This window comes from Streptomyces sp. NPDC001700 (genome assembly GCF_053596435.1).
The window spans coordinates 346,730-372,755 of sequence record NZ_JBSFGE010000002.1 but is presented as its reverse complement, the minus strand read 5'-3'; the positions used below and the strand labels follow the sequence as shown (position 1 = coordinate 372,755).

At 72.7% G+C, this 26,026-nt stretch carries 18 protein-coding genes; 3 read left to right on the top strand and 15 right to left on the bottom strand.

The annotated features are described in order from the left end of the window. Positions 1 to 44: 44 nt before the first annotated feature. From ACWC5C_RS05090 to ACWC5C_RS05025, 14 genes are all read right to left on the bottom strand, one after another. Positions 45 to 1,298 (bottom strand): FHA domain-containing protein, encoded by a 1,254-nt coding sequence (locus ACWC5C_RS05090; protein WP_450873787.1) that lies wholly within the window; start codon positions 1,296 to 1,298, stop codon positions 45 to 47. A gap of 60 nt (positions 1,299 to 1,358) precedes the next feature. Further along, positions 1,359 to 2,726 carry a vWA domain-containing protein gene (locus tag ACWC5C_RS05085; RefSeq protein ID WP_450873785.1) on the bottom strand — a complete coding sequence of 456 codons (1,368 nt, stop codon included), beginning with the start codon at positions 2,724 to 2,726 and terminating at the stop codon, positions 1,359 to 1,361. Between the two features lie 145 nt (positions 2,727 to 2,871). Then, positions 2,872 to 4,173 carry a PP2C family protein-serine/threonine phosphatase gene (locus tag ACWC5C_RS05080; RefSeq protein ID WP_450873784.1) on the bottom strand — a complete coding sequence of 434 codons (1,302 nt, stop codon included), beginning with the start codon at positions 4,171 to 4,173 and terminating at the stop codon, positions 2,872 to 2,874. A 3-nt stretch (positions 4,174 to 4,176) separates the two neighbouring features. Continuing rightward, positions 4,177 to 6,684, bottom strand: coding sequence for a tetratricopeptide repeat protein (locus tag ACWC5C_RS05075; protein WP_450873782.1), 2,508 nt, complete (start codon positions 6,682 to 6,684; stop codon positions 4,177 to 4,179). Continuing rightward, a complete protein-coding gene (locus ACWC5C_RS05070) occupies positions 6,677 to 8,020 on the bottom strand; it encodes a hypothetical protein (RefSeq protein WP_450873780.1) in 1,344 nt (447 codons plus the stop codon). Before ACWC5C_RS05070 ends, ACWC5C_RS05075 begins: the two co-directional genes overlap by 8 nt. Positions 8,021 to 8,131: 111 nt before the next feature. Next, positions 8,132 to 9,181: a glutamate ABC transporter substrate-binding protein gene (locus tag ACWC5C_RS05065; RefSeq protein ID WP_450873778.1), complete on the bottom strand. Its 1,050-nt coding sequence runs from the start codon at positions 9,179 to 9,181 to the stop codon at positions 8,132 to 8,134. Positions 9,182 to 9,201: 20 nt separating this feature from the next. After that, a complete protein-coding gene (locus ACWC5C_RS05060) occupies positions 9,202 to 10,620 on the bottom strand; it encodes a hypothetical protein (protein ID WP_450873776.1) in 1,419 nt (472 codons plus the stop codon). 123 nt (positions 10,621 to 10,743) lie between these two features. Then, positions 10,744 to 11,793, bottom strand: coding sequence for an N-acetylglucosamine kinase (locus tag ACWC5C_RS05055; RefSeq protein ID WP_450874006.1), 1,050 nt, complete (start codon positions 11,791 to 11,793; stop codon positions 10,744 to 10,746). Positions 11,794 to 11,870: 77 nt separating this feature from the next. After that, on the bottom strand, positions 11,871 to 13,133 hold the full coding sequence (locus ACWC5C_RS05050; RefSeq protein WP_450873774.1) for a 6-phospho-beta-glucosidase: 1,263 nt from the start codon (positions 13,131 to 13,133) through the stop codon (positions 11,871 to 11,873). Continuing rightward, positions 13,130 to 14,035, bottom strand: coding sequence for a carbohydrate ABC transporter permease (locus tag ACWC5C_RS05045; protein WP_450873772.1), 906 nt, complete (start codon positions 14,033 to 14,035; stop codon positions 13,130 to 13,132). The genes ACWC5C_RS05050 and ACWC5C_RS05045 overlap by 4 nt, the downstream gene beginning before the upstream one ends. 30 nt (positions 14,036 to 14,065) lie before the next feature. Continuing rightward, entirely contained in the window at positions 14,066 to 15,019 is a 954-nt protein-coding gene (locus ACWC5C_RS05040) for a carbohydrate ABC transporter permease (RefSeq protein WP_450873771.1), read from the bottom strand. Between the two features lie 11 nt (positions 15,020 to 15,030). Continuing rightward, positions 15,031 to 16,359: an ABC transporter substrate-binding protein gene (locus tag ACWC5C_RS05035; protein WP_450873770.1), complete on the bottom strand. Its 1,329-nt coding sequence runs from the start codon at positions 16,357 to 16,359 to the stop codon at positions 15,031 to 15,033. Between the two features lie 42 nt (positions 16,360 to 16,401). After that, complete coding sequence (locus tag ACWC5C_RS05030) at positions 16,402 to 17,625, bottom strand: ROK family transcriptional regulator (RefSeq protein ID WP_450873768.1); 1,224 nt, start codon at positions 17,623 to 17,625, stop codon at positions 16,402 to 16,404. Positions 17,626 to 17,753: 128 nt separating this feature from the next. Next, positions 17,754 to 18,848 carry a mechanosensitive ion channel family protein gene (locus ACWC5C_RS05025; protein ID WP_450873766.1) on the bottom strand — a complete coding sequence of 365 codons (1,095 nt, stop codon included), beginning with the start codon at positions 18,846 to 18,848 and terminating at the stop codon, positions 17,754 to 17,756. 409 nt (positions 18,849 to 19,257) lie between these two features. On the opposite strand from ACWC5C_RS05025, the gene ACWC5C_RS05020 reads away from it, so the two are divergent. Further along, a complete protein-coding gene (locus ACWC5C_RS05020; RefSeq protein WP_385445894.1) occupies positions 19,258 to 19,794 on the top strand; it encodes an HNH endonuclease in 537 nt (178 codons plus the stop codon). A gap of 109 nt (positions 19,795 to 19,903) precedes the next feature. On the opposite strand, the gene ACWC5C_RS05015 is transcribed toward ACWC5C_RS05020, so the two are convergent. Further along, positions 19,904 to 22,897 (bottom strand): beta-N-acetylglucosaminidase domain-containing protein, encoded by a 2,994-nt coding sequence (locus ACWC5C_RS05015; protein WP_450873764.1) that lies wholly within the window; start codon positions 22,895 to 22,897, stop codon positions 19,904 to 19,906. Between the two features lie 426 nt (positions 22,898 to 23,323). Here ACWC5C_RS05015 and ACWC5C_RS05010 point away from each other — a divergent pair, with 426 nt between their 5' ends. Both ACWC5C_RS05010 and malQ read left to right on the top strand, forming a co-directional pair. Beyond that, a complete protein-coding gene (locus tag ACWC5C_RS05010; RefSeq protein WP_385445897.1) occupies positions 23,324 to 23,611 on the top strand; it encodes a hypothetical protein in 288 nt (95 codons plus the stop codon). Continuing rightward, a complete protein-coding gene (gene malQ / locus ACWC5C_RS05005) occupies positions 23,611 to 25,824 on the top strand; it encodes a 4-alpha-glucanotransferase (RefSeq protein ID WP_450873762.1) in 2,214 nt (737 codons plus the stop codon). Before ACWC5C_RS05010 ends, malQ begins: the two co-directional genes overlap by 1 nt. Positions 25,825 to 26,026 lie beyond the last annotated feature (202 nt).

Here is a 26,026-nt window from a genome sequence, read left to right as displayed (position 1 = left end):
GATGGGCCGGGGCGAAGTGCCCCGGCCCACATGTCGCTTGGGCTCTAGCCTCGGCGAACGGTGATCGTCGTCCAGGCGCCGACGTGCACCCGGTCGCCGTCCTGGAGCGGGATCGGGACGTACGGCTGGATCGGCTCCTCGCCGCCGTTGATCGTCGTGCCGTTCGTCGAGTCCTGGTCGACGACCGCCCAACCGCCGTCCGGCTGCTGGACGAGGACCGCGTGCTGGTGCGAGACGCCCGGGTCCTCGGGCGCGCGCCCGAGGTCGATGTCCGGGGCCTCGCCCGTGCTGTGGCGGCGGCGGCCGATGGTGATCTGCTGGCCGCCCAGCTGCAGTTGCTGCTCGGGGGAGTACGCCGGGAGGTTCAGCCCGGCGGCCTCCGGGCCGCTGCGGTGCATCATCGCCGTGAAGTAGTCACGGTCCGGCGCGACGACCGCCGTCCAGTTCGCCGGTCCGGCCGGGGGCGGGGGCGTGTGGCCGCCGCCCTGTCCGTACGGGCCGGGCTGGCCGGGCTGGCCGTGCGGCGGGGGTGCGCCGGGGCCCTGGTACGCCTCGTTGCCGTAGGACGGGGCCGGGGCCGGGGGCGCGGGCGGCTGCGGGGCCTGAGGGTAGCCGTAACCCTGCTGCTGTGGCGGGGCCGGAGCCGGGGGCGGCGGGGCGCCGCCCGCGGACGCCTGCGGCGGCGCCAGCGGCCAGTCGTCCTCCGCGGAGCCGAAGGCCGGGCCGGAGGACTGGTTCGGCTGCGACGGCGACAGCGGCTCGGCAGGGCGGTTGACCTGGGACGGGCGCGAGGCCTGGTAGTCGCCGCCGTGGGTCTGGTGCGGCTGCTGCTGGCCGTGCGGCGGCTGCGGCTGCCCGGGCGGACCCTGCGGCGGCTGCCCGTACTGCTGCTGTCCGTACGGCTGCGGCGGCCCGGGCGGCGGCGGGAAACCGCCCTGTCCGGGGGGCGGCGGGGCGTACGAGGTGGGCTGCTGCGTCAGGAAGTTGTAGCGGCACTCCTCGCAGAACGGCGCCTGCGCCTCACGCGGGGTACGGCACTGCGGGCACGTCTCCGGCTGGTAGCCGCCCGGCTGCGGGGGTGCCGGGGCGGGGCTGGGGTAGCCGTAGCCGCCGGAGGGCGCGCCGGGCGGGGGCGGCGGGCCGCCCGGGGCCGGGTAGCCGTAGCCGCCGGGCATCGGAGGGGGCGGCGGAGGCGGCGGGACGGGGCCGGAGGGCATGGGTGTCCCCGACATCCGGTGGCCACACACCTCGCACCAGTCGTCGGCCGCCGATTGGTGGCCGTTAGGGCAAGTCGGCATGTCGGTGATCCCCCTCTTGTGCCGTTCTTGGCATTTCTGCCGTAACGCGATCTCTTCGTGCTACTTCTTGACGCGGACTGTCTTGGTGGAGCGTGTTTCGAGTGTCATCTCGTCCGCCTCCGCGACCTTCGCTTTCAGTCGCACAGTACCTGCCGCCGCATCGACCACATCCACCACCTTCGCAAGCAGTTTCGCCGTGTCTCTGTTCCCCGAGGTGTTCGCCAGCTGTACGGCCCTTCCCAGCTTGGCGGTCGCTCCCTCGACATCGCCGGACTTACGCGCATCCATGCCCTGTTGGATGACCTGTGCCAGTTCGGCTTGGCCCGTGTAGTGCGCGACCTGCGGATTCATCGAGGTGGAGGCGGTCATGTCGGCCGTCCACACGGCCCGGACGAGCCCCTGGGGCAGCGGGGCCGGAGGGCTCTGGCCGTCCGGCTGCGGCAGGACGAGGGAGACCCGGGCCGCGAGCATTTCCTGGCCGATTTCCGCCGCCGGAACCCTCAGACACACGTGGTAATCGCGGGATTCGTCCCCCCATGACCCGGTTGGGTAGTCGCCGGAGCGCGGTCCGGCCTCGGTGCGCCGCCCGGTCAGATCCTCGACCGTGGGTGCGACCTGTTTCACAAAAACCACTTCGGCGCCCACCGGGGCCCACAGCCGCACGTGCACGTCCGCGACTTCCTTCCGCATGGCCGTCGCCATCATCCGCGTGAAGTCCGTGGACAGTTCGGCCGGGTTCGCCACGATATCGGCCGTTCCGAGCAGGGCGGAGGCGATCCCGGTGACCTCCTTGACCTCCCAGTCCGTGCCCACCCCTCGGGCGTCGCAGGTGAAGCGGCCCGCGCAGGCGTCGAGCGCGGCCCGCAACTCCTCCGGCTTCTCGTGCTCGTTGCGGCCGTCGGTGAGCAGGATGCCGTGCCGGATCGCGACATCGGCGGCGCCCAGCAGCCGGTCGGCGAGCCTCAGCCAGGTGCCGATCGCCGTGCCGCCGCCCGTGGAGAGCCCGCGCAGCGCGTCCTTGGCCTCGGCGCGGGTGTGCGGATCGGCGATCGCCAGCCTCCCGTTGCCCGGGAAGACCTCGACCGCCTTGTGGGTGCCCGCGATCACGGCGAAGGCGACCCCGTCGCGCACCGTGTCGATCGCGGCCGCGGTCGCGTCGCGGGCGTGGCGCATCTTGGTCGGCGGATAGTCCATGGAGCCGGAGCAGTCCACCATGATCACCACGGCCGCGCCGGTGGAGTCGCCGCCCCGGGCGTACTGGCCCGGGGCGGCGACGGGAGCGGAGATGGGTATCCCTCCGGTCGTCCCGCCGCCGGTCGAGGTGACCGTGACGATCGCGTTGACCTCACGGCCTCCCTCCGGGAGGTACTCGTTCTGATAGACGTCGACCGAGAACCGCGGCGCTTGGGACTTGGAGAAATTGGCCATCTGATCCGCTCCTTGGCACTCCACAGGGACGTACGGGCATAGCGTCGTGCCGCGAGAGCGTGGGCGGAGTGATGGCGTCCGGAGCCGCCCCGCGAGCCGGAGCCCGCTTCCCCCTCCGGGCCGGAGCCCGTCCCCCCTCGGGCCGTCAGGCCGATCCTGCCCCTCCCGGCGCGGCGGGGAACGGCACCACGGCCACTGTTACGTTGTCGTGGCCCCCGCCGTTGAGGGCGTGGCCCACCAGGACCCGCGCGCTCTGCAGCGGCCTGCCCCGGGCGTCCGGCGGCACCGCGCGGGCCATCTCCTCCGCCGACTCGGCGTAGTTCCACAGCCCGTCGGTGCACACCACCACGACCCCCGGCCGGTCGGGCTTGAACGAGGCGGTGTGGGGCTCCAGTTCATAGGCGTCCGCCCCGAGCCAGCCGGTGATGGCGTGCGCCCGCTCGTCCGCGTACGCCTCGGCCTCCGACATCAGCCCCGCCGCCACCATCTGGGCCGCCCACGAGTCGTCCTCGGTGAGCCGGGCGGGCTGGGTCGTCCGGTCGTCGGGCACCCAGTAGACGCGGCTGTCGCCGATCCAGCCGACGGTGAGCATCCCGCCGGTGACCACGGCGCTGACGATGGTGCAGGCCGGAGCGTTCTGATAGCGCTGGTTCTCCTCGTGCTGGGCCGGCACGCCGGGCTCCAGGGCGAGCGACGAGACCGCCTCGGCGGCGGCCACGATCGCCTCGTTCATGGCCTCCTTGGGGTGAGTGCCCCGGGGGAGCAAGGTGAGCAGCGACTCCTCCGCCGCGTGGGCGGCCGCCGCTGACGCGTCGTCCGGGCGGGTGGCCGAGGAGACCCCGTCGCAGACCACCGCGACGACGGCCGGTGAGCCGTCCGGAAGGGCGGCGGTGGCCACCGAGAACGCGTCCTCGTTGCGGTGGTGGCGCAGGCCGCGGTCACTGGCCGCGGCGACGCCCGCCAACTCCCGCTCCATATGGTCGCGCTCACGCGCCTGCGCGTGCCCGCAATGCTCGCAGTATCCGTCCCTGTCGATGGTGCCCTCCTGGCACGCGGCGCACCGGGGGCGGCTGTCGCCGCCGGGCTGCCGGGGGTCCGCCCCGGTGCCGGTGCCCGCGCTCGCTGCCGTGCGTGTACTGGTGTGCGTGTGCGTCTGAGTGTGTGTCTGAGTGTGCGGGTGCGCGCCGTTGGACACACCGGCGGGGGTGGTCGGTTGCGTGCCGGGTCCCGGCGGGTGCGGGGCGTCGAGCGCCGCCGAGGTCCGCGGGTCGGCTACCGGGGGCGGCGCCGGGGCTGCCAGCGGGTAGTCCTCAGGCTCCCGCCGCGGGGACGGCACGGCCGCCGACAAGTCGGCCCCGCACCCGCCACAGTAGTTGTCTCCCGCCTCCAGCGGCTCTGCACAGGTCGGGCAGGCTGACAGCTGCGGTAGCTGTGGCATCTGCGACATCGATCACACCCACGTCCTGGGGCGGTAGCGGTTGGCCCGCTCCACCAGTTCGATCCTTTCCTCGCCGCGCTGCGCGAGCCTGGCGAGTACCCGGTACGAGCGCTCCAGTCCGAACCGCAGCCCGCGCTCGTCCAGGCTGCTGCCGAGCAACGGCGGCCGGGTCTGGCCCGGCGGCGCGCCGCTGCTGCCGGACAGTACCCAATCCAGGGCACTGCCCAGGACTTCCGTGCACAGCCGCTCGCGCCGCACCGCGTCGAGGCCGAACTCGCCCAGCCGCTCCACCTGGAGGGCGGCCGCTGTCAGATCGGCCAACAGCCCCTCCCAGGCGGCACGCTGGCGCAGCCGGGCCCGGACCGCGGCGACCCGGGCCGCCGTGAAGTGGATCGACGACTCCGGGACCGACTCCAGCACCCGCACCGCGTCCGCCCGGTCCCCCGAGCACAGCCGGACCCGGGCCAGCCCGAAGGCGGCGGACACGAAGCTCGGATCGGTCGCCCAGACGAGCCGGTAGTACTCCGCCGCGTTGTCCAGCTGGCCCAGCACCTCGGCGCAGACGCCGAGCGCCAGCTTGGGCGCGGGCTCCCCGGGGAACGCGTCGTAGACGGCGTCGAAGGACAGCGCGGCCGTCTCGTGGTCGCGGATCGCCAGCGCGTGCACCCCCCGGTACCAGACGATCCGCCAGTCGTCGCGGTACGCGGCCTCCAGACCGGTCAGCGCGACGCCCGCCTCCTGCGCCTGGCCCAGCTCCAGCAGGGCGCGCACCCGGCGCAGCCGCAGCTCGGGCGAGTCGACGGGCGCGGTGGGCAGCGCCGCGTCGACCTCGGCGGGCGGGGCGGACAGCAGCCCGGCCAGGAAACCGGCGTTCGGATCGGACGGATCCACCAGCGGCACCGGCAGGGCGAGCGCGGCGGCCCGGGTGTCCAGCGGAGCGATGGCGGCCAGCGGCAGCGTCGGCAGCCCCTGCGGCAGTCCTTGCGGCGGCCCCTGCGGCGGTACGGGCCCGCCGGGCGGCGCGCCCCGGCCCGCCGCCCGGCCGCCCAGCAGGGACGCATCCTGACCGTGCTCGGCGAACAGCTGCGTGTCCACCACCCGGGTCTCCGGCCCGAACAGGGTCGACAGCGCGGGCCGCGGCCGCCCGGTCTGCAGCGCCACGGCCTCCCGCAGCACACCGGTCAGCTGGTCGGACATCTCCTGCGCGGAGGAGAACCGGCGCCCCGGATCGGGGTCGGTGGCCCGCACCAGCAGCCGGTAGAAGGACTCGTACCGCCGGAAGACCTCGATGTGCTCGGGGTCCGGGAGGCTGTCCACGAAGACGTTCGTATAGCCCTGGAAGTCGAAGGTGAGCACGGCGAGCGTGCGCGCCACCGTGTAGAGGTCCGAGGCGACCGAGGGGCCCTGCTCCGCGATCTCCGGGGCCTGATAGCCGACGGTGCCGTAGATGGCGCTGTCCTCGTCGTCCATCCGCCGGACCGCGCCCATGTCGATGAGCTTGAGCTGGTCCTGCTGCTGTATGGCGTTGTCGACCTTGAAGTCGCAGTAGAGCAGATTGCGGCTGTGCAGATGGCCGAGGGCCTCCAGCGCCTCGATCCCGTACGCGCACGCCTGCTCGACCGGCAGCGGCTCGCGCCTGCCGTCCGGGGAGCGCCGCCCGTTGGCGATGTCCTTGAGGGACTTGCCGCCGACGTACTCCATGACGATGTAGCCGTCGAGACTGCCCGTGTTCTGGTCGAGGTGCTCGACGAAGTTGTAGATCCGGACGATGTTGGAGTGCTCGATCTCGGCGAGGAAGCGGCGCTCGGAGACGGCGGCCGCCAGCGCCTCCTCGTCGCCGGTGTCCAGCAGGCCCTTGAGCACCACCCAGCGGTCCGAGACCGCGCGGTCGATGGCCAGATAGACCCAGCCGAGCCCGCCGTGCGCCAGACAGCCCGCCACCTCGTACTGCCCGTGCACGATGTCGCCGGGGCCGAGCTTCGGCACGAACGAGTAGGGGTGGCCACACTTGGTGCAGAACCCCTCGGTGCGGCCCGGCCGGTCGCCGCGGGCGCGGCCCACCGGCGCCCCGCAGTCGCCCCGGCTGCAGAACCGCTTGCGCTCCGGCACCTCGGGGTCGGCCAGCACCGCCGTACGCGGATCGGGGCGCGGCACCTCCGGGACGCTGACCAGGCCCGCGCCCAGCGCGTTCCGCCCCGAGGAGGTCGAGGAGGAGCCGGAGCCGCGCACCGAGACCGAACGCGAGGAGCGCCCGGAGGAGGAGCGGGACAGCCGCCCGGACACCGAGCGGCGGGACGACGACGACCGGGACGGCCGGGATGAGCGAGAGGTGCTGGACGACGACGAGGCCGAGGCCGAGCCCTGGCCCCCGGCGGCGACGCCGGTGGGCGGTGAACTCACCATGCCCTGCGGGGAGACCACCGGGGCCATCCCGCAGGTGTCGCAGTACAGCTCGCCGCCGCCCATGTCCTCGTACGACCCGCCGCACTCGCGCCGCTGGCAGGTGACCGTGTCACTCATAGCGCTCCCCCTCGCTGCCGTGATCGGCGGGACGGCGATCGGCCGGGTCCGGCTGCCGGGGTGTCAACGCCTCGGCGGCCGCCTGCTGGTAGCGCAGGACCGCCTGCTCGGCGACGCGCAGATCGCACGGGGCGCTCCACAGCATCCGGCGCGCCGCGTCGTACCGCTCGACCAGCAGCGGGTCCTCCGCCATGCCGTGCCGGGCGACCTTCGCCTTGTACGCGTCCAGCCGCCCGCGCAGCTCGGCGCGGACCGCGAGCGGCGCGGTCACCGCCGTCAATGACTCACGGGCCCGCAGCAGTTCGTCGTCGGCGCGCTGCTCCAGGCTCTCCAGCAGCGGGGAGAGCCGGTGCCACTGGGAGCGCCGCCGGTAGTCGGCGGCCGCGACCAGCTGCTCGTTCAGGGCGGTCGGCGGGCCGCTGACCGCGGGCACCTCGGACGCCGCGATCTTCGCCAGCACCTCACCGCGCGCCTGCCGGGCCTCCGCGAGGGTGCGATCGGCGCGGGACAGCACATCGCGCAGCCGCATCAGACGCCGCTCCGCGTCCTGCCGGACATCGAGGACGGCCTCGATCTCGCGCCGTACGTCGTCCAGGGCGCGGGCGGCCCGGTCGTAGCGGACGGTGTCGGGGATGCCGCCGCCGGGCGCCGAACTCCCGGCGGCCGGTTTCCAGAAGGCGAGCGGATCGGAGACCACCTCGGCGCGCAGCGCGGTCAGCTCGGCGGTGATCTGCTCCAGATCGTCGCCCGAGGGGTGCTCACCGGGCCGCACCCCGACCGAGTGGGCGAGCGAACGGGTGCGGTGCAGCTCGGCGGAGAGCATGTCGATCCGGGCGGGCAGCGCGGACCACACGGTGTCGGCCGTGACGATGACGTCCAGCGCCTCGGCATACCAGCGGTTCATCCGGTCGACCAGCCGGTCCAGGCTCAACTGCTCGCTGAGCAGCGGCGTACCGGTGAGCGTGGCGGTGCTGGGCAGGGTGATGCCGGGGCCGCGCAGCAGCTCGGTCAGCTCGGCCAGCTCACCCGGGGTGGACCAGCGGTGCCGGGAGCGCACCTCGCGGGCGCGCCGGAGGGCGTCCGTGTACGCGTCGAAGTAGCTCCACAGAAGGGAGATGGCCTGCTCGGTGGTGGCCCACCGGTCCTTGGTGACGCCCGTCAGCTCGGCGCCTTCGAGCAGCCTTCTGCCCGCGTGGTCCTGGAGGGCGAGCAGCGACGTCTCGATCGCCTCGTGCTCGGCGCCGAGCCTCGCCAGCGCACGGTCCACCTCTTCGCGGCCCATGACCGGCCCCTCGGGTGTCCCCGCGGCGCCGGGGAAGGGTCCCGGGACCCCCATCGATCACCTCTCCGAGTCCGTGTCCGTAATCCGTGTCCGTATCCGTCAGGCGTGATCCGTCTGCTGCGACATCCTTACGCGTCTGAACCGGGCGCTAATCCATAACTCCCTCTAGTCCTTGTACAGCGGATCCGGAGGCGCCGGGTTCCGCTGTGTGCTGCCGAAGTCCTCCGCGAGCCAGGTGCGGTAGGCGCGCTGCCAGGGGCTGTCGGCACCGCCCTTGCGGTAGTCCGCCAGGACCTTGTTGACACGGCGTACCAGGTCGTCGTCGTTCTTGTTCATCGCCACGCCGTACAACTCGTCGGTGAATCGGGGGCCGACCAGCTTGACGGAGGGGTCCTGGGCGGCCTGGCCCGCCGCCAGCGCATTGTCCGTTATCACCGCGTCCACCTGGCCCATCTGCAGTCTGACCAGGCAGTCCAGCTGGTTGGGGACGAGCTTGACCTTGATCGCACCGAGTGCCTTGACGCCCTTTTCCGGGTCGTCCAGCACGGCCTCGGCGGTCGAACCGTGCGCCGTGCAGACCCTCTTGCCGCGCAGGGTCGTGTTGTAGCCGGTGATGGACGAGTCGTCGGGGACCAGCACCTGCTGTCCGGCCTGGAAGTAGGCCGTGGAGAAGGCCACGTCCTTGATCCGGTCGCAGTTGATGGTCATGGCGCGCACCACGATGTCCACCTTGCCCTGCTGGAGGGCCTTGATGCGCTGACTGGTCGGAATGGTGCGATAGATGACCGCGTCCGGATCGCCGAAGATGTCCTTGGCGATCGCGCGCACGAGGTCGATGTCGAATCCGGTCAGCTCACCGGTCGCGGGGTCGCGATAGCCCCAGCGGTAGCTGTTCTGGTCGACGCCCGCGATCAGCTTGCCGACCTTGTGCCCGTTGATCTTCCGTTCCTTGATCCGCTTGATGGCCGGGCCGCTCGCCGACGACGGCCGCAGACTCGCCTCCGGCTTCTCACAGCTCTCTGCCGCCGCCTTGGCACCGTCCCCCACGGAGTGCGGCCCCAGGCGGGACCGCTGGGACGGCTGGGGCTCCTGGGAGCCGCCGCCCCCGCCGCCCACCAGCGCGGGCCCCGCGAGGGCCGTGGCCACCCCGAGGGCGCACACCGCCGCGGCCAGCCCCGATCGCATCCGCGCTGATCCCCGTCGCACCGATCGCATGTCTCCGCCCCCCGTCGCCGTCACCGGTACTCCGACAGCCTGCGGCCTATGCCCAGGACCGCGCCCGCCGCGCCCAGCACCGCCAGCACCCCGGCCCCGACCGCCAGCGCGGTGAACGCCCCGCGCCCGCTGTCGGCGGCCTGCTGGAACTGCCGCTGCTCATGGTCCAGCGCCTTCGCCAGCTCGTCGTCCACCCGGTCGAAGGACGCGCCCGTGCTGTCCTTGGCGCCGATGACCTTCGCCAGCGCGTCCTTGTAGTCGCCCGCGTCATCGGCGCCGCGGGCCGCCTTGTGGCGGGCCTGCCACGCGCGGACCGCCGTGGCGGCCGCCTCCACCGGCTCCCGGCCCCCGCCGTCGTCCGCGAGATCCCGCGCCCGGTCCAGCAGGCTGCCCCCGGCGGGAGGGCCGCCGGACCCGCTGCCGACCAGCCCGGCCATCCGCGAGGCATAGCTGACCTCGTAGGCGTCCTTGCCCTTGTTGGCCCCGTTCTTGTCGACGACGACCGCGCCACGGGCGATCAGCGTCAGGTTCTCGTCGGCGCGGGCCCGCAGCGAGGCGATCCGCGCCTCGTTGAGCACCCGCAGGGACTTCGCCCCGTGGTCGTCGGAGTCGTTCAGCTCGGCCCGGGCGATGGCATGACCGGCCACCAGCCACACCAGCACCACCGTGGCGGCGGCGGACGCGCCCAGCAGACCGTGGTTGAACACCCGGTTGGTCCGCCGGTAGTTGCGGCGCTGGGCCCAGCCCAGGGCGGCCAGCGCGACCACGCCCACCCCTATCGCCACCCAGGGCCAGGACTTCGCGTCCCCGTAGTCCTCGCCGAGCCGGGCCGTCTCCGCCTCGTACAGCCGGTCGGCGGCGGGCAGCAGCCGGGTGCGCATCGTGTCGTTCGCGTACCGCAGATACGCGCCGCCCAGCGGCAGGCCCTGGCGGTTGTTGGCGCGCGCGGACTCGACCAGCCCCGTGTAGACCGGCAGCAGTTGGCTGATCTTCCGTATCTCGGTGCGGGCCGAGGCCGAACCCTCCGTGTTGGCCGCGGCGCGCACCAGCAGCTCGGACGCGGTGTCGATATCCCGCTCATACCGCCGCCGCACCGCGCCGGGCTCCCGGCCGCCCGCCAGGAAGCCGCTCGCCGCCGTGGTGTCGGCGTCGGCCAGCGAGCGGTAGATCCGCGCGGCGTCCGCGCTCAGCGGCTGGCTGTGCTCGGCCACCGCGTCGGCCGCGGTCTCCCGGGCGGAGACCTGCCAGGCCGTCACCGCCCCGAACGCCACCACCAGCGCGGCCAGCACGGCTCCGATGATCCGCAGCCGCCCGGGCTCCGTCGTGGCCGCGGTCCGCAACCGGTCCAGGCCCTCCCGCCACGCGGTCCGCGGCGGGGCCGCGGGCGCGGGTGGCGGCGCGGGTCTGCCGGTGGTCGACAGAGCCGACTGATGTGACACGAGACCTCCCCCTTGGTCCGGACCCCACGGTCACTGTCCGCAGAAGTATGGACCGCGCCCCCCGACAAGGTCACCGGTCTTGCCTGGATCTTGCTCGGATCGCGATCTTTGCTCCCCTTTTTATTACGCTCGGGAGGGACTCCCGGTTCCCATTTCGTCACTGTCAGTTTCCATCCGGCCCTCGGCGGGCGCCGCCCCCGCAGCCCCGTCGTAGTGCGCCCGCAGCCGGGCGTACGCGGTCGGCGGCGCGCCGGTGCGGTCCAGGCCGAGCAGCGCCGCGCCGAGCACGGGCGGGACCGTGACGACCCGGGGCGCGGCCTTCGGGGCGCGCTCCGCGAGGAGTTCGCGGATCCGGCCGTCCAACTGCGGATGCCGGGCCGCGAGCACCCCGCCGCCCAGGATCACCGGCGTCTCCTCGGCCAGCAGGTCCAGTCGGGTCAGCGCGACCGTGGCCATCGTGACCACCTCCTCCGCCTGCCGGTCGACGATCGCGCGCGCGACCGGGTCGCCGCTCGCGGCCACCGCGAAGAGCACCGGCGTCAGCGCATAGCGGTGGGAGGCCTCCAGCCGCCCCAGGTGAACGGCCTCGATCAGCTCGTACATCGTGGTCAGGCCGAAGTGCGCCGGGAGGGCGCGGGCCAGCTCGGTCGGCTCGCCCCGGCCGTCCTCCGCGCGGGCCGCCCACCACAGCGCCTCCTCCGACAGGAAGCCCCCGCCGCCCCAGTCGCCGGAGAGCCGCCCGATGGCGGGGAAGCGGGCGGTGCGCCCGCCGTGGCCGAGCCCCGCGCAGTTGATCCCGGCGCCGCAGACGACGGCGACGCCGGTCGGCTCGCCGTCGTCCGCGGCCCCGGCCCGCAGCAGCGCGAAGATGTCGTTGGCGACCGTGACGGTGTCGCCCCAGCCGTGGCCGGTCAGCGCCTCCGTCAGCTCCTTCTCCTCGCTCGGCAGATCGGCGTTGGCCAGGCACGCGGAGACGTGCCCGACCCGCGGCGGGCCGGTGCCACCGGCCCGCCGCGCGGCCTCCTCCACCAGCCGCGCGAGCGCGCCGACGGCCCGCCCGGTGCCCACGATGGGCGGCTGGAAGCCGCCGCCGCGGGCCGTGCCGAGCACGGTTCCGTCCGGGCCGATCAGCGCGACATCGGTCTTGCTGTTCCCCGCGTCGATCGCCAGCACGCACGGCCCCGGCGCGGCGGAGCCCGGCACGGCGGAGGTGGTGGAGGCCGGTGCGGAACCGGCCGGTTCGGACTGCTTCAGGCCCACGCCAGGTGCTCCCGGTTGTGCGCGATCAGGTCGTCGGTCAGCTTCTCGGCGCAGTCGACCTGGCCGATGAGGGGGTGGGAGAGCAGCGCCTGGAAGACGCGCTCCCGCCCGCCCTTCAACGCTGCCTCCAGCGCCAGGTGTTCATACGCGGTGACATGGGCGATCAGCCCGGCGTACAGCGGCTCCAGGGGGCGCACCGGCAGGGGCTTCGCGCCCTGTGCGTTCACGGCCGCCGGGACCTCGAGCACCGCGTCGTCGGGCAGGAAGGGCAGGGTGCCGTCGTTGAACGCGTTGACGATGCGCACCTCCCCGCTGTCCCGCAGCAGCGACGAGGTCAGATCGACCGCCGCCTCCGAGTAGAACGCGCCGCCGCGGCGGCTCAGCAGCTCCGGCTTCTCATCCAGCGCGGGGTCGCCGTACATCTCCAGCAGCTCGCGCTCGATCGCCGCCACCTCCGCCGCCCGCGACGGCTTGGTGCGCAGCTCCCGTACGACGGCGTCGTGCTGGTAGTAGTAGCGCAGGTAGTACGACGGGACGACGCCCAGCCGGTCCACCAGGTCGCGCGGCATCCGCAGGTCGTCGGCGATCGCGTCGCCGTGCTCGGCGAGCAGCCCCGGCAGCACGTCCTCGCCGTCGGGGCCGCCGACGCGCACCGACCGCTCCCAGGTGAGGTGGTTGAGGCCGACGTGCTCCAGCGTCACCTCCCCGGGCGCCACGTTCAGCAGCTTCGCGAACTTGCGCTGGAAGCCGATGGCGACGTTGCACAGGCCCACGGCCCGGTGCCCGGCCGTCAGCAGCGCCCGGGTCACGATGCCGACCGGGTTGGTGAAGTCCACGATCCACGCGTCCGGGTTGCGGCGGCGCACCCGCTCCGCGATGTCCAGGACGACCGGGACGGTACGCAGCGCCTTGGCGAGCCCGCCCGCGCCGGTGGTCTCCTGGCCGACGCAGCCGCACTCCAGCGGCCAGGTCTCGTCCTGCGCGCGTGCGGCCTGCCCGCCGACGCGCAGCTGGAGCAGCACCGCGTCGGCGCCGTCCACGCCCTTGTCCAGGTCGTCGGTCCAGGAGACCTTCCCGGGATGGCCCTGCTTGGCGAAGATCCGGCGGGCGAGCCCGCCGACCAGCTCCAGCCGGTCGGCGGCCGGGTCGACCAGGACCAGCTCCTCCATCGGGAGCACATTCCGCAACCGGGCGAACCCGTCGATGAGTTCGGGGGTGTAGGTGGAACCGCCCCCCACGACTGCGAGTTTCAACCCTTGACTCCTGTCAGTGTGACGCCCTCGACGAAGGCTTTCTGCGCGAAGAAGAAGACGATGATGACGGGGGCCATGACCAGCAACGTCGCGGCCATCGTCAGGTTCCAGTTGACGCTGTGCGCGCTCTTGAAGCTCTCCAGCCCGTAACTGAGCGTCCAGGCGCCCGGGTTCTGCGCGGCGTAGATCTGCGGGCCGAAGTAGTCGTTCCAGCAGTAGAAGAACTGGAAGAGCGCGACGGCCGCGATACCCGGCTTCGCCATCGGAATGATGACGCGCAGCAGCGTACGGAACTCCCCGCAGCCGTCGACCCGCGCCGACTCCAGGTATTCCCGGGGAATCGTCAGCAGGAACTGGCGCAGCAGGAAGATGGAGTACGCGTCACCGAACGCCATCGGAATGATCAGCGGCCACAGCGAGCCCGACAGATGGAACTGCTGGGCCCAGACCAGATACATGGGCACCACGATGACCTGCGGCGGCAGCATCATCGTCGAGATGACCAGAAGCATGGCGGTACGGCGGCCCCGGAAGCGGAACTTGGCGAGCGCGTACGCGACCGGAATGGACGAACAGAGCGTGAACAGGGTGCCGAGCACGGCGTACATCAGCGAATTGCGCCACCAGTCGAGGAAACCGGGGGTCCGGAAGACCTCGGCGTAATTCGACCAGTGCCATTCGGTGGGCCACAGGGCGCCGCTCATCGCCTGGCTGTCGCTCATCACGGCGGTCAGGAAGACGAAGACGAACGGCAGCAGGAAGAAGAGCGCCGCGGCGATGGCGACGGTGTGCACGGCGATCCAGTGGAGCGCGGCGCGGCGGCGGGCGGCCGGGGCGGGGGAGCGCCGGGCGCGGGGACGGACGGGCGCGGAGGGCGCCGTGATGGTGGTGGTTGCGGTCATGGCGGACGGGTCCTCTCAGTCCTCGGCCGGTCAGTCCTCGGCCGACAGCAGGCCGGCGCGCCGGCGCATCAGCAGCGTCGTCACCGCCATCGCGATCGCGAAGAGTACGAGCGACAGCACGCAGGCGGCTCCGGTGTTGAAGTTCTGGAAGCCGAGCGAGTAGACGAGCTGCGGCACGGTGAGGGTGGAGTGGTCGGGATAGCCGGGCTGGATGACCGAACCGGGCCCGATGCTGACGCCGGAGGCGAGCTTTCCGGCCACCAGCGCCTGGGTGTAGTACTGCATGGTCTGGACGACGCCCGTCACGACCGCGAACATCACGATCGGGGTGATCGACGGCCAGGTCACGTAGCGGAACTTGTGGAGTGCGTTGGCGCCGTCCAGGTCGGCCGCCTCGTACTGGTCCTTCGGCACGTCCAGCAGCGCCGCCATGAAGATGACCATGAGATCGCCGATGCCCCACAGGGACAGCAGGACGAGCGAGGGCTTGGCCCACGTCGGGTCGTTGAACCAGTTGGGGGCGGAGATCCCGATCGTCCCGAGGATGTCGTTCACCGGACCGGTGCCGGGGTTCAGCAGGAAGACGAAGGCGACGGTGGCCGCCACCGGGGGAGCCAGATACGGAAGGTAGAAAGCGGTGCGGAAGAAACCGACGCCCGACTTCACCTTGGTGACCAGAAGGCCGACGCCGAGGCCGAAGACGACCCGCAGCGCGACCATCACCACGACCAGCCAGAGCGTGTTCCACAGCGCCGGGCCGAACAGTGGCATCTGCTCGAACACATACCGCCAGTTCCGCAGCCCCACGAAGGTCGGGGTCTCGATCTGGTTGTAGTGCATGAAGGAGAAATAGACGGTGGCGACCAGCGGATAGCCGAAGAAGACGGTGAAACCGACCAGCCAGGGGGAGAGGAAACCGAGGGTGCGCAGCCGCTCGCGCACGGCCTTGCGGCGCAGGGCGGGGTTGTTCATCACTGTGGCCATGTCGCGCTCCGTCAGTTCTGGGCCTGGAGATTGTCGGCGTCGATTTCCTTGTCCAGTTCCCTCAGACCCTTGTCCAGATCGGGTTTCTTGCCTTCTTCGACGCCATAGGAGAAGTCCTGGAGGGAGACCACATACTGTCCGCCGTTGATCGAGGCGGGCAGGGCGGTGCTGTAGCGGTTCTGCGCGATGTCCAGGAAGGCGCGGAAGGTGGGGTCGGGGTCGAGCTTGGGGGAGGTGAGCGCGGCCTTGGTGGACGGTACGTTGTGAATGGCGTTGGCGAAGGAGACGACCTGGTTGGTGTCGGCGGTCAGGAACTTCACCAGTTCCCACGCCGCGTTCTGGTGTTTGCTGCTGTGTCCTATGCCGATCACCGTTCCGGTGAGATAGCCCCGGCCGTAGGTCTCGGGCTGGTCGTCGGGGACCGGCAGGGGAGCGGTGCCCCAATTGAACTTCGCACCCTTCATGAAGAGGCCGCGCCATTCGCCGTCCATGTGCATGGCCAGCTTGCCGGTGAGAAAGGCGTTCTGCGAGGACATCTCGTCGCCGAAGGACGTACGGAACTTCTCCAGCGGACCGTAGCCGCCCTGGCTCTTCACCAGATCCCGGGTGGTGGCGAAGAAGTCCTTGGCGGCGCTTCCCTTCGCCAGCTGAGCCTTGCCGTCCTTGTCGAAGTAGGTCGGCCCCCACTGGGCGAAGAGGCGGTCCGGGCTGTTCTGGTAGAGCCGGAAGTTCGGCATGAAGCCGACCCGCTCATAACCGCCGTTCTTGGTGCGCTTGGTCAGCTTGACGGCGTCCCGCTTCAGCTCCGACATGGTGCGCGGCGGCCGGGAGATCCCGGCCTCCTTGAACGCGTCCTTGTTGTAGTACATGCCGTACGCGTCGGCGAGCAGTGGCAGGGCGCACTGGTCGCCGTCGTAACTGGTGTAGTCCAGGAGCGTCTTGGGGAAGACCTTGTTCTTGTCCAGCCCGGTCTTCTTCATGAACGGGTCGAGATCCGCCCACATCCCGGACGAGCAGTACTGCCCGACATTGTTGGTGGTGAACGAGGAGGCCACGTCCGGAGCGTCGCTCCCGCCGGCCCGCAGGGCCTGGTTCAAGGTGGCGTCGGTGACATTGCCGGTGGTCTTCACCTTGATGTTGGGGTGGAGCTTCTCGAACCGGGCGATGCTGTCATCGATCGCCTTGACCTCGTTCTTCTCCGACCAGCCGTGCCAGAACTTCAGCGTGACGGGTTTGGTCGGATCGTCGGTCGCGCTGCCGGTGCGGGGATTGGCGCAACCGGCCAGCAGAAGGGCACCGGCGCTGAGCACCGACGCGAGAACAGCCAGTCTTGGTGGCATGGCGGTACTTCCTTGCGGGGGAGGAAATAGCGGTAACGAAACTCAGGCAGTATCGAAAACGGTGTTACGGGCATCGGCGACCGCCTGACGCAGCGCGCCGATGAGTATCGGATCCCCCTCGATATCGCTGATCCGCAATTCCGGCCGGGGCAGTGCGAGCCCCGTCAGCTCGGTCTCGACCAGCTCGCGCAGCCGCTCCCCACCGGCCTGCGCCACCTCCCCCGACAGCACCACCAGCTCCGGGTCGACCACCGCGACCACGGAGGCGAGCCCGGTGGCCAGCCGCCGGGCCAGCTCGGTCAGCACCTCGTCGCCCGCCCCCGGGGTGCGCAGCGCGGCGGTCAGCGCCTTGGCGGCCGTGGGCGCCTCGATGCCGTGCTCCCGGGCCAGGTCCACGACGGCGGGGCAGCCGACCAGCTTCTGGAACCCGCCGCCCCCGTCCGGCCGGGCCGCCGCGTCCGGCCCGCCACGGGCGAGCGGCGCCCCTGGCAGCGGCATATAGCCGATCTCCCCGGCGCCTCCGGTGGCCCCGCGCAGCAGCGTGCCCCCGAGCACGATGGCCGCGCCGACCCCCTCGTCGGCCCAGACGAGGGCGAAGTCGTCGAAGTCCTGGGCGGCGCCGTGGTGCTGTTCGGCGACGGCCGCCAGATTGACGTCGTTCTCGATGACGATCGGGGTGTGCAGCACCTCGGCCAACTCGTCCCGCAGGGCGCGCGACTGCCAGCCCGGCAGGTGCGGCGCGTACCGCAGGGTCCCGGTGCGCGGGTCGAGCGCGCCGGGGGTGCCGATGACGGTCCCGTGCAGGTCGGCCCGTACGAGCCCGGCCGCGGCCAGGGCGCCGTCGACGGCCTCGGCGACCAGCTCCGCGGTGCGGCCGGTCAGCGACTCGTCGGTCGTGGGGGCGGTCACCCGGTGTTCCCCGACCACCTGGCCGGTGATGTCGGCGATGGCGGCGCTGATGCCCTCCTGGTCGACGGCGAGCGCGGCGACATGGGCGGCGGCCGGGTTGATCTCGTACAGCTGGGCGTTGGGCCCGGGGCGGCCGGTCACATTGCCGGTCGGCCGGACCAGCCCGGCGGACTCCAGGCGGGTCAGCAGCTGCGAAGCGGTCGGCTTGGACAGCCCGGTCAGCTCCCCGAGCCGGGTCCGGGTGAGCGGGCCGTGCGCGGCCAGCAGATCCAGCGCGGCCCGGTCGTTCATGGCGCGCAGGACCCGGGGGGTCCCGGGGGTGCCGCCTGGGGTGTTGCCGGGGGGTGGTGCCGCCATGGTGGTGCCCCGCCTCACTCTGTTAAGAAACTTTCCTATCGATGAAGAGGAAGGTAAGGCGGCGCGGGGGTGGCGTCAATGGGTGGGAGCGTCCGGATTTGGTGTCTTGTCGCGGTGTGCTCGGGCCGTCACTTCGTGGGAGGTGCCGGTGCCGGGGCCGTCGTCGCGGGCGGTGTGAGGGGGCTGGCCGCCACGGACTGCGGCGAGTCCGGGTTGGCCAGCGCGGACGGCGCGTTCATGCCCGCCGACCCGTCGGCCGCGTCGGTCGCCATGTTCGCCTCGGGCGGGTGGCCGACCAGCTGGATGCCCGCCTCGTTCAGCGCCTTCTTGATCCGCCAGCGCAGCTCGCGCTCGACGCCGAGCGCCTTGCCCGGCATGGTCCGCGCCGAGACCTGGACGACCATGGAGTCCAGATAGACCGCGGCGAGCCCCAGCACCTCGATCGGCTCCCAGAGCCGTTCGTTCCACGGCTCGTCCTTGCCCATGTCCACGCCGACCTGGTTGATCACCTCGCGGACCCGGTCCAGGTCCTCGTCGGAGCGGATCTGCACGTCCACCGCGGCCGTCGCCCAGCCCTGGCTGAGGTTGCCGATCCGCTTGACCTCGCCGTTGCGGACGTACCAGATCTCGCCGTTGTCCCCGCGCAGCTTGGTGACGCGCAGGCCGACCTCGATCACCTCGCCGGAGGCCACCCCGGCGTCGACCGAGTCGCCCACTCCGTACTGGTCCTCAAGGATCATGAAGACGCCGGAGAGGAAGTCGGTGACCAGGTTGCGGGCGCCGAAACCGATCGCCACACCCGCCACACCAGCGCTCGCGAGCAGCGGCGCCAGGTTGATCTGCAGGGCGGAGAGGATCATCAGCCCCGCGGTCCCCATGATCGCGAACGAGGCGACCGAGCGCAGCACCGAGCCGATGGCCGCGGACCGCTGCCGCCGCCGTTCGACGTTGACCAGCAGCCCGCCGAGCGCCGTGCCGTTCACGGCCTGGGCCGTGCGGTTCATGCGCTCTATCAGCTTGGTGATCCCCCGCCGGACGACGGTCCGGAGCACGAACGCGATCACCAGGATCAGGGCAATACGCAGCCCGACGCTGAGCCAGGTGGACCAGTTCTCCTCCACCCAGCCCGCGGCGTTGGTGGCGCTCCGGTGCGCATCGTCCAGGGTCGTCGGGGCGGTAGGACGAGGCGTCGAGTCAGCGGCCAGAGCAGCGGACCAGAACACAGCGGAAACCCTTCGTGTACGGCATGCCCGCGCGGAGAGCGCACGCGCAATTCCTTCACACAGTAGCCGGGTGCGGGAAACCGCCGTTCCTGTGTTCGAGAGCGCGCGAAGGCGCTCGGGGGGCGCACGAAAGCAGGGGGATCGGCCTCAGCTCGCGGTTTCCGCCGCTCACCGGATCTCCCGGAGGGCCACAAGATCGGCTCCGGGGTCGCCCGGGCCGTGATTCTTGCCACTCCACGCAGTTCTGAAGGCCCCGTGAGCGGTGTGTGCGGGCCGTATACGAGCGGTACGCGGAAATGCCTCTCAACCGTTAACCCGGTGATAGTGGCGTTCCGGCCAGGGTTCAGGGGAAACTGGGGGAGATCGTCCCGGCGCGAGCCACGCGCCGCCGGCGTACAAGGAGGCATCCGTGCCGCATGTCCTGGTCCTCAACGCGTCGTACGAGCCGCTCGGCGTCGTACCGCTCCGCCGCGCGCTCATTCTCGTCCTCAACGACAAGGCCATCAGCCTCGAGGACTCAGGCGCCCTGATGCACAGCGCAACCCACGCGATACCCGCTCCCAGCGTCGTCAGGCTGAAGCGCTTCGTGAGGGTGCCCTTTCGCGGGCCCGTCCCGCTTACCCGCCGCGCCCTGTTCGCCCGCGACGGCGGGAGATGCGCCTATTGCGGTGGCGTCGCAACCAGCGTCGATCACGTCATCCCGCGCAGCCGTGGCGGGCAGCACACCTGGGAAAACGTGGTCGCCGCCTGCCGCAGGTGCAATCACGTCAAAGCCGACCGGCACGTCGCCGAGATCGGCTGGCGGCTGCGTCATCAACCCGCGCCGCCGTCCGGCCTCGCCTGGCGGATCATCGGCACCGGCCATAGGGACCCGCGCTGGATGCCGTACCTGGAGGCATTCGGCGCGGACGACGCGATGGCCCGGATCGACGGCAAATCCGCCTGAGATACCGGGCTCAGTGCTTTGTTGAGGCCCGATTCGCGTTGAGGCCCGATCAGCCTCCGGCGCGCCGCTTCGGCCCGCCCCCGGCCAGCACCGGGGGCGGGCCGAAGGGCTATTTCTTGCCCTTCTCCACCGCGTACGCCGCGACCGACCAGAGCGAGTAGCCGAAGCGGGTGCCGCGCTCGATGCCCTGGATGCGGACGAACCGGGTGTCCGGGGCGTCCACCCCCACCATCTCCCGGCCGCCGTGGCCGTCCGTGACGGTCGCCGCCGTGCGCCAGTTGCGTCCGTCGGCCGAGACCTGGACCCGGTAGCGCGCCGCGTACGCGTCCTGCCAGCGCAGGTCGAGCCGCCCGAGGTGGGTCGGGCGGGCCAGTTCGAGCTGGAGCCAGGCGCCGTCCTCGGCGGGGGAGGACCAGCGGGTCTTGGCGTCGCCGTCGACGGCCGCGGACGCCGGGAAGTCGGGTGTCTCGTCGCCGGACGAGCTGGCCTTCGTCCCCTTCGCGCGGGCCAGGTCGGGGCCGCTGGTGCGCGGCAAGGCCCGGACCGTCAGCATCCGCTTCTCCGTCCCGAAGCGGACCGGGACGGCGTACGTGCCCGGCTTGGTGTCCTTGTCGACGGACACCTCGATCCGGACGGTCGCCGTGGCCCCGCGCGGGGCCGTCACCCCCTCGGGGGCCCGGGCCGTGATGCCCTGCGGGGTGCGCAGCGTGAGCTTGTCGTTCACATCGCCGGGGCGCAGCGAGGTCAGCTCGGCCTCGATGGTCGCGGACTCCCCGCCGACCTCCGCGTCCACGGACCCCCGGGACAGCCGCAGCGCGGCGGCCGGGGTGTCGGCGAACCAGGGGGTGATCTCGTGCACCGTGGGCGGGGTGGTGCCCGCCGCCCAGTTCAGCCGGACCGCGTCGGCCCGCAGGCCCTTGCCGCCGACCTGGGTGAAGCCGTCCGAGGCCAGCGCGCCGAGGCTGCGCCAGCCCTCGCCCGGCACATGGGCCTCGACCGTGCCCGAGTCCTCGGCGGACCGCCCGGTGAGCGCGGAGACCGAGGCCAGCGGGCGGGTGCGGCCGAAGCGCACGGTGACCGGTTTGCCCGGGGAGACCACCGTGGTGGTCGCCTTGCCGTCGGCGGCCGCGCGGTCGGCCTCGTGCGTACGGAGCTTCTCCTTGCCCGACCGGTGCACGCCGGTCCAGCCGTCCGCCTCGGCCAGGGCCTTCTTCAGGAACGGGTCCAGCACGCCCTTCCCGACCGTGACCCGGCTGTCCGCGATCTTCTCGCGGAGCCCCTCCACCGCCAGCCGCGCCGTCCAGGCCTTGTCGCCGTCGCCGTGCGCCTGGGCGGTGAGCATGTCCACGGCCTGGACGCCCGCGTCGCCGTAGCGCCCGAGCTGGTCCAGCCAGGGCCGTACGTCCTCGCCCAGCGTCCCGGACAGCCGCTCGGGGGCGTCGCGCATGGTGACGAACGCCGCGCGCAGCCGCTTCGCCGCCCGGTCCAGCCGCTCCACGTCGGTGTGGCCGACCGTCGCCCAGAAGGCGTCGGTCAGGGGGCGCAGATACGCGGACTCGTCGGCGCTGAGCACCGACGACGCGTCGTTCCCGGCGAGCGCGCGCAGCGCCGCGCGGGTCTTGTCGTCGGGCCCGGCCAGGTCGTCGATGGCCGCCTGCCAGGACTCCTGGGGGCGGTAGCCGCGCGGGTTCCAGGCGAAGTCGGCCGCCGTGAACAGCGGGATGCGGGACGCGGTCGGCTGCTCCATGGCGTTGGCCAGCAGGGCGGCGGACTGGGTGGCCACGGCCGGGTCCCGGCCGGTGTAGGGGCCGAGGAAGATCCGGTCCTGGGCGTAGTCGTTGACCGGGTAGTTGTCCATGGTGACCAGCCGGTGGCCGAAGGCGGCCCGGGCGTCGGCCAGCTCACCGCCGGTGATCGTCCTGGGCACCACCCCGACGCCGGTCCAGGCCACCTCGATGGCGGTGTCCAGCTCGGCGGCCAGCGCGCGCCGGAACTCGGTGTCGCCGTCCTGGAAGTACTCGGTCGGCATCAGCGAGAGCGGAGTCGCGTCCGGATGCCGCCCGGCGATGTGGCGGGCCAGCGCGTTGGCCATCGTGGCCTGCGCCTTCGCGGCCGCCTCGGGGCCGGAGCCGAAGGTGTCGGCGTCCTTGTCGCAGTGCCACTCGCTGTAGCTGACGTCCTGGAACTGGAGCTGGAAGGAGCGCACCCCCAGCGCCCACATGGCGTCGACCTTCTTCAGCAGCGCCTTCCGGTCGCTGTCGGAGGAGAAACACATCTCCTGACCGGGGGAGACGGCCCAGCCGAGGGTCACATGGTTGGCGCGGGCGCGGGTGGCCAGCTCGCGGAACTCCGCGCGCCGCTCGGCGGGGTACGGATCGCGCCAGCGGGCCTGGCGGTACGGGTCGTCGCCGGGCGCGTAGAGGTAGCGGTTCTGCTTGGTACGGCCCATGAAGTCGAGCTGGGCCAGCCGGTCCCGCTGCGACCAGGGGGAGCCGTAGAAGCCCTCGGTGGTGCCGCGGACCGCCGTACCGGGCCAGTCGCGGACGGTGACCCCGGCGAAGGCCCTGGCCTCCTGTCCGGACCGCTGGACGAGCAGTTGGCGCAGCGTCTGGACGGCGTGGAAGAGGCCGTCCTGCCCGACGCCGTCCAGCGCGACCGTGGCCCGCCCGTCCACCCGGCCGGTGGCCAGCCGGTAGCCGCCGGACGGGAGGTCGCCGCGCTCCGGCGCCCGCAGCGCCCGCAACGCGCTCTGCGCGCCCTTGCCTCCGGCGTGCACCACGAGCCCGCGCGCCGGGGGTGTGCCCCCTGGTGTGGCTTCGCTGACCGTACGCACCCCCGCGTCGTGCAGCAGGGCGCGCAGCGCGTCCAGCGCGTACGGATCGGCGTCGCCGTCGGCTATGAGCGTGGCCTCGCCGGGGATCGCCACGTCCGCCCCCTGCGCGCGCAGCGACTGGGGCCGCGGCCAGACGGGCGGTACGTCCCCCGTGCTGTTCCGGTCCGGTGTGTCCGGTGTGGAGGCCCCGGCGGTGCCGGGATCGTCCACGGGTGCGGCGCTCGCCCCCTGGGCGCCGCCGAGCAGTCCGCCGATGACCGCGGCCGCCATGGCCGTCGCCCCCACTGCCCTCGGCCTCTTCCCCCGGAAGTGCACGGGCGTCTCCTCGATTCAGATAGCTGGCCCCGTCGATCTGGCCGCAAAAAGGCGCCAATCGGCGACGAGCCCACCAGTACGCTGGTGGGGGTGTCAACGCGCATGACCGAACTGTCGGCATTGCCGCGAGCGCGGTGGTGCCGACGGATGTGCGCTCCCTGCGGAGCCGCCCCCCTGCGCGCCGTCGTGTCGCCTCCGCAAGTCTGACGGATGAAGGCGGGCCCTGTCCGTAAGCTCTGTGTTCCCGACCCCTCCCCACCGCGAAATCGCCTGTCCCGCGCGTGTGACGTACGGCACGTCCGGGTGTCGTTTACGTCTGCGGCTGGTTTGAGTGGGTAGGGCTCGTCATTGACACACTGCCGACACCCCACGGAGGTCCGTGTGGCCGCGTCAGCTCTTCTCCCCACCGCCCTGTCCAAACGCGTGCCCGAAGCCGTGCGCGAGCCGGACCCGTTCGCCGGGGTCTCCGACCCCGACTGCGGACTGTGCGGCCTGGACGGTTTCGGGTCCGGTGTCGCCACCGAGGCGCCCCTCACCAGCGAACCCCCACACGCCGACAACATCCCCCTGACCAGCGAGCCCCCGCTCGCCACCGAACTGCCTCTGACCAGTGAGCCGACCGCCGCCGGGACCGGCACGGGCGCGGCCATGGAGCCGATGGAGTACTGATGGGCAGAGCGCGGCTCGCCGAGCTGCACGGTGTCGCCACCTCTTACGAGCCCGCCCCGGGCCGCACCGTCCAGGTGCCCGAGGACACCGTCGTGGCCGTACTCGCCGCGCTGGGCGTGGACGCCTCCACCCCCCGATCAGTGAACGACGCGCTGGACCGGCACGAGCGCCGACAGCGCGACCGGCTGCTGCCCCCCTGCGTGGTCCTGCGCCCCGGCGGAACGCCGCGCCAGGCCCTGCCCGACGGCCTGGGCCTGGCCGAGGCCCTGCCCGACGGCACGGAGCTGCGCGTGCGCACCGAGGACGGCGCACCACGCGGGTGGGGGCCGGCGGCCGCCGAGCGCCCGTTATTACCCCTGGGCGCGCCGCTGGGCGCGCCATGGGCTCCGGGCGCTCCCCTGGGTGCTGAGGGGGCGCCTTGGGCTCCGGATGCGCCCCTGGACGCGGAATCACCCCTGGGCGCGCGGTTGCCCCTGGGTACGCACACCCTCACCGCGCACGCCCCCGACGGGCGCACCGCCACCGCCGCCCTCATCGTGGCCCCCGACCGGATGCCGTCGCCCCCGGCCCGCAGCCACGGCTTTCTCGTCCAGCTCTACTCGCTGCTCTCCGCCCGCTCCTGGGGCATGGGCGACCTCGGCGACCTGGCCGACCTCGCCGCCTGGTCCGGGCGCGCCTTCGGCACCGGATTCCTCCAGCTCAACCCGTTGCACTCGGCGGTGCCCGGCACTCCGGCCGCCCCCACCGACCCGTCCCCGTACCGCCCCTCCTCGCGCCGCTTCCCCGACCCCGTCCATCTGCGGGTCGAGAACGTGCCCGAATACGCCCACCTGGGCGGCGCCGCCCGCGAGCGGGCCGACCGGCTGCTGGAGGCCGCGGCCGCGCTCCGTACGTCCGTCCTGCGCGACGGCGCGCTGATCGACCGGGACGCGGTCTGGGCCCTCAAGCGCGAGGCCCTGGAGCTGGTCCGGGCCGTCCCCCTCAGCCCCGGCCGCCGCGCCGCCTACTGCGACTTCCTCGCCGAGCGCGGCCAGGCCCTGGAGGACCACGCCCTGTGGTGCGCCCTGGCCGATACGTACGGCCCCGACTGGCGCGCCTGGCCCGGCGGCCTGGCCGACCCGCGCTCCGCCCGCACCGCCCGCGCCCGGAGCGAGCACCTGGACCGCGCCGACTTCCACTCCTGGCTCGCCTGGCTCACCGACGGCCAGCTCGCCGACGCCCAGCGCGCGGCGCTCGACGCGGGCATGGGCATCGGGCTGGTGCACGACCTCGCCGTCGGGGTGCACCCGTCCGGCGCCGACGCCTGGGCCCTGCAGGACGTCTTCGCCTCCGGCATGTCCATCGGCGCGCCCCCCGACGCCTTCAACTCCCGTGGCCAGGACTGGGGCCTCCCGCCCTGGCGCCCCGACGCCCTCGCCGCCACCGGCTACGCCCCGTACCGCGAGCTGCTGCGCGGCCTGCTGCGGCACGCGGGCGCGCTGCGCATCGACCATGTGATGGGCCTGTTCCGGCTGTGGTGGGTCCCGGAGGGACGGCCGCCGACCGAGGGCACGTACGTGCGGTACGACGCGGACGCGATGCTCGGCGTGCTCGCCCTGGAGGCGCACCGGGCCGGTGCCGTCGTCATCGGCGAGGACCTGGGGACGGTCGAGCCGGGCGTACGGGAGGCTCTGGCCGGGCGGGGCGTGCTCGGGACGTCGGTGCTGTGGTTCGAACGCGACTGGAACGGCGGCGGCGCGGCCCGCCCGCTGGCCCCCGCCGAATGGCGCGCCGACTGCCTGGCCACCGCCACGACGCACGACCTCCCCAGCACCGCGGCCCGCCTCACGGGCGACCACGTCGCCCTGCGCCACCGGCTGGGCCTGCTCACCCGCCCGCTCGCCGCCGAGCGGGCGGCCGAGGCGGCCGAGGTCGCCGAGTGGACGCAGCTGCTGGGGCGGCTGGGCCTGCTGCCGGAGGGGCCGGGCGACGAGGAGGCCGCGATCAGGGCCGTCCACCGCTTTCTGCTGCGCACGCCCGCGCGGATGGTGGGTGTGTGGCTGCCGGACGCGGTGGGGGACCGGCGGCCGCAGAACCTGCCGGGTACGTGGGATCAGTATCCGAACTGGCGGCTGCCGATCGCTGACGCGGCGGGCAAGCCGATGACCCTGGAGGCCCTGGCCGCCTCCCCCCGCCTCCACGCCCTGATGACGACCCTGACCGAGCCGGACTAGCCCCACCCCGCCCCTTCCCGAAACCGGGGGCTCCGCCCCCGGCCCCCGCCGGGGCTGCGCCCGCGGACCCCCGCCGGGGCTGGAGCGCCGATGGCGCGGGGGCGGCCCATGTGCCCCGGTTTGTTGGCAATCGTTCCGCAGGGCGGAACGGGTGGGCACAAACCGGCCACCGGCCTGCACTTGGTCAGCGGCCCGCATCCGG

What these genes read in the sequence shown, in the direction of transcription:
- ACWC5C_RS05090 (WP_450873787.1), bottom strand. Translation starts at nt 1,298, where the DNA reads ATGCCGACTTGCCCTAACGGCCACCAATCGGCGGCCGACGACTGGTGC.
- ACWC5C_RS05085 (WP_450873785.1), bottom strand. Translation starts at nt 2,726, where the DNA reads ATGGCCAATTTCTCCAAGTCCCAAGCGCCGCGGTTCTCGGTCGACGTC.
- ACWC5C_RS05080 (WP_450873784.1), bottom strand. Translation starts at nt 4,173, where the DNA reads ATGTCGCAGATGCCACAGCTACCGCAGCTGTCAGCCTGCCCGACCTGT.
- ACWC5C_RS05075 (WP_450873782.1), bottom strand. Translation starts at nt 6,684, where the DNA reads ATGAGTGACACGGTCACCTGCCAGCGGCGCGAGTGCGGCGGGTCGTAC.
- ACWC5C_RS05070 (WP_450873780.1), bottom strand. Translation starts at nt 8,020, where the DNA reads ATGGGGGTCCCGGGACCCTTCCCCGGCGCCGCGGGGACACCCGAGGGG.
- ACWC5C_RS05065 (WP_450873778.1), bottom strand. Translation starts at nt 9,181, where the DNA reads ATGCGATCGGTGCGACGGGGATCAGCGCGGATGCGATCGGGGCTGGCC.
- ACWC5C_RS05045 (WP_450873772.1), bottom strand. Translation starts at nt 14,035, where the DNA reads ATGACCGCAACCACCACCATCACGGCGCCCTCCGCGCCCGTCCGTCCC.
- ACWC5C_RS05040 (WP_450873771.1), bottom strand. Translation starts at nt 15,019, where the DNA reads ATGGCCACAGTGATGAACAACCCCGCCCTGCGCCGCAAGGCCGTGCGC.
- ACWC5C_RS05035 (WP_450873770.1), bottom strand. Translation starts at nt 16,359, where the DNA reads ATGCCACCAAGACTGGCTGTTCTCGCGTCGGTGCTCAGCGCCGGTGCC.
- ACWC5C_RS05030 (WP_450873768.1), bottom strand. Translation starts at nt 17,625, where the DNA reads ATGGCGGCACCACCCCCCGGCAACACCCCAGGCGGCACCCCCGGGACC.
- ACWC5C_RS05015 (WP_450873764.1), bottom strand. Translation starts at nt 22,897, where the DNA reads ATGGCGGCCGCGGTCATCGGCGGACTGCTCGGCGGCGCCCAGGGGGCG.
- malQ (WP_450873762.1), top strand. Translation starts at nt 23,611, where the DNA reads ATGGGCAGAGCGCGGCTCGCCGAGCTGCACGGTGTCGCCACCTCTTAC.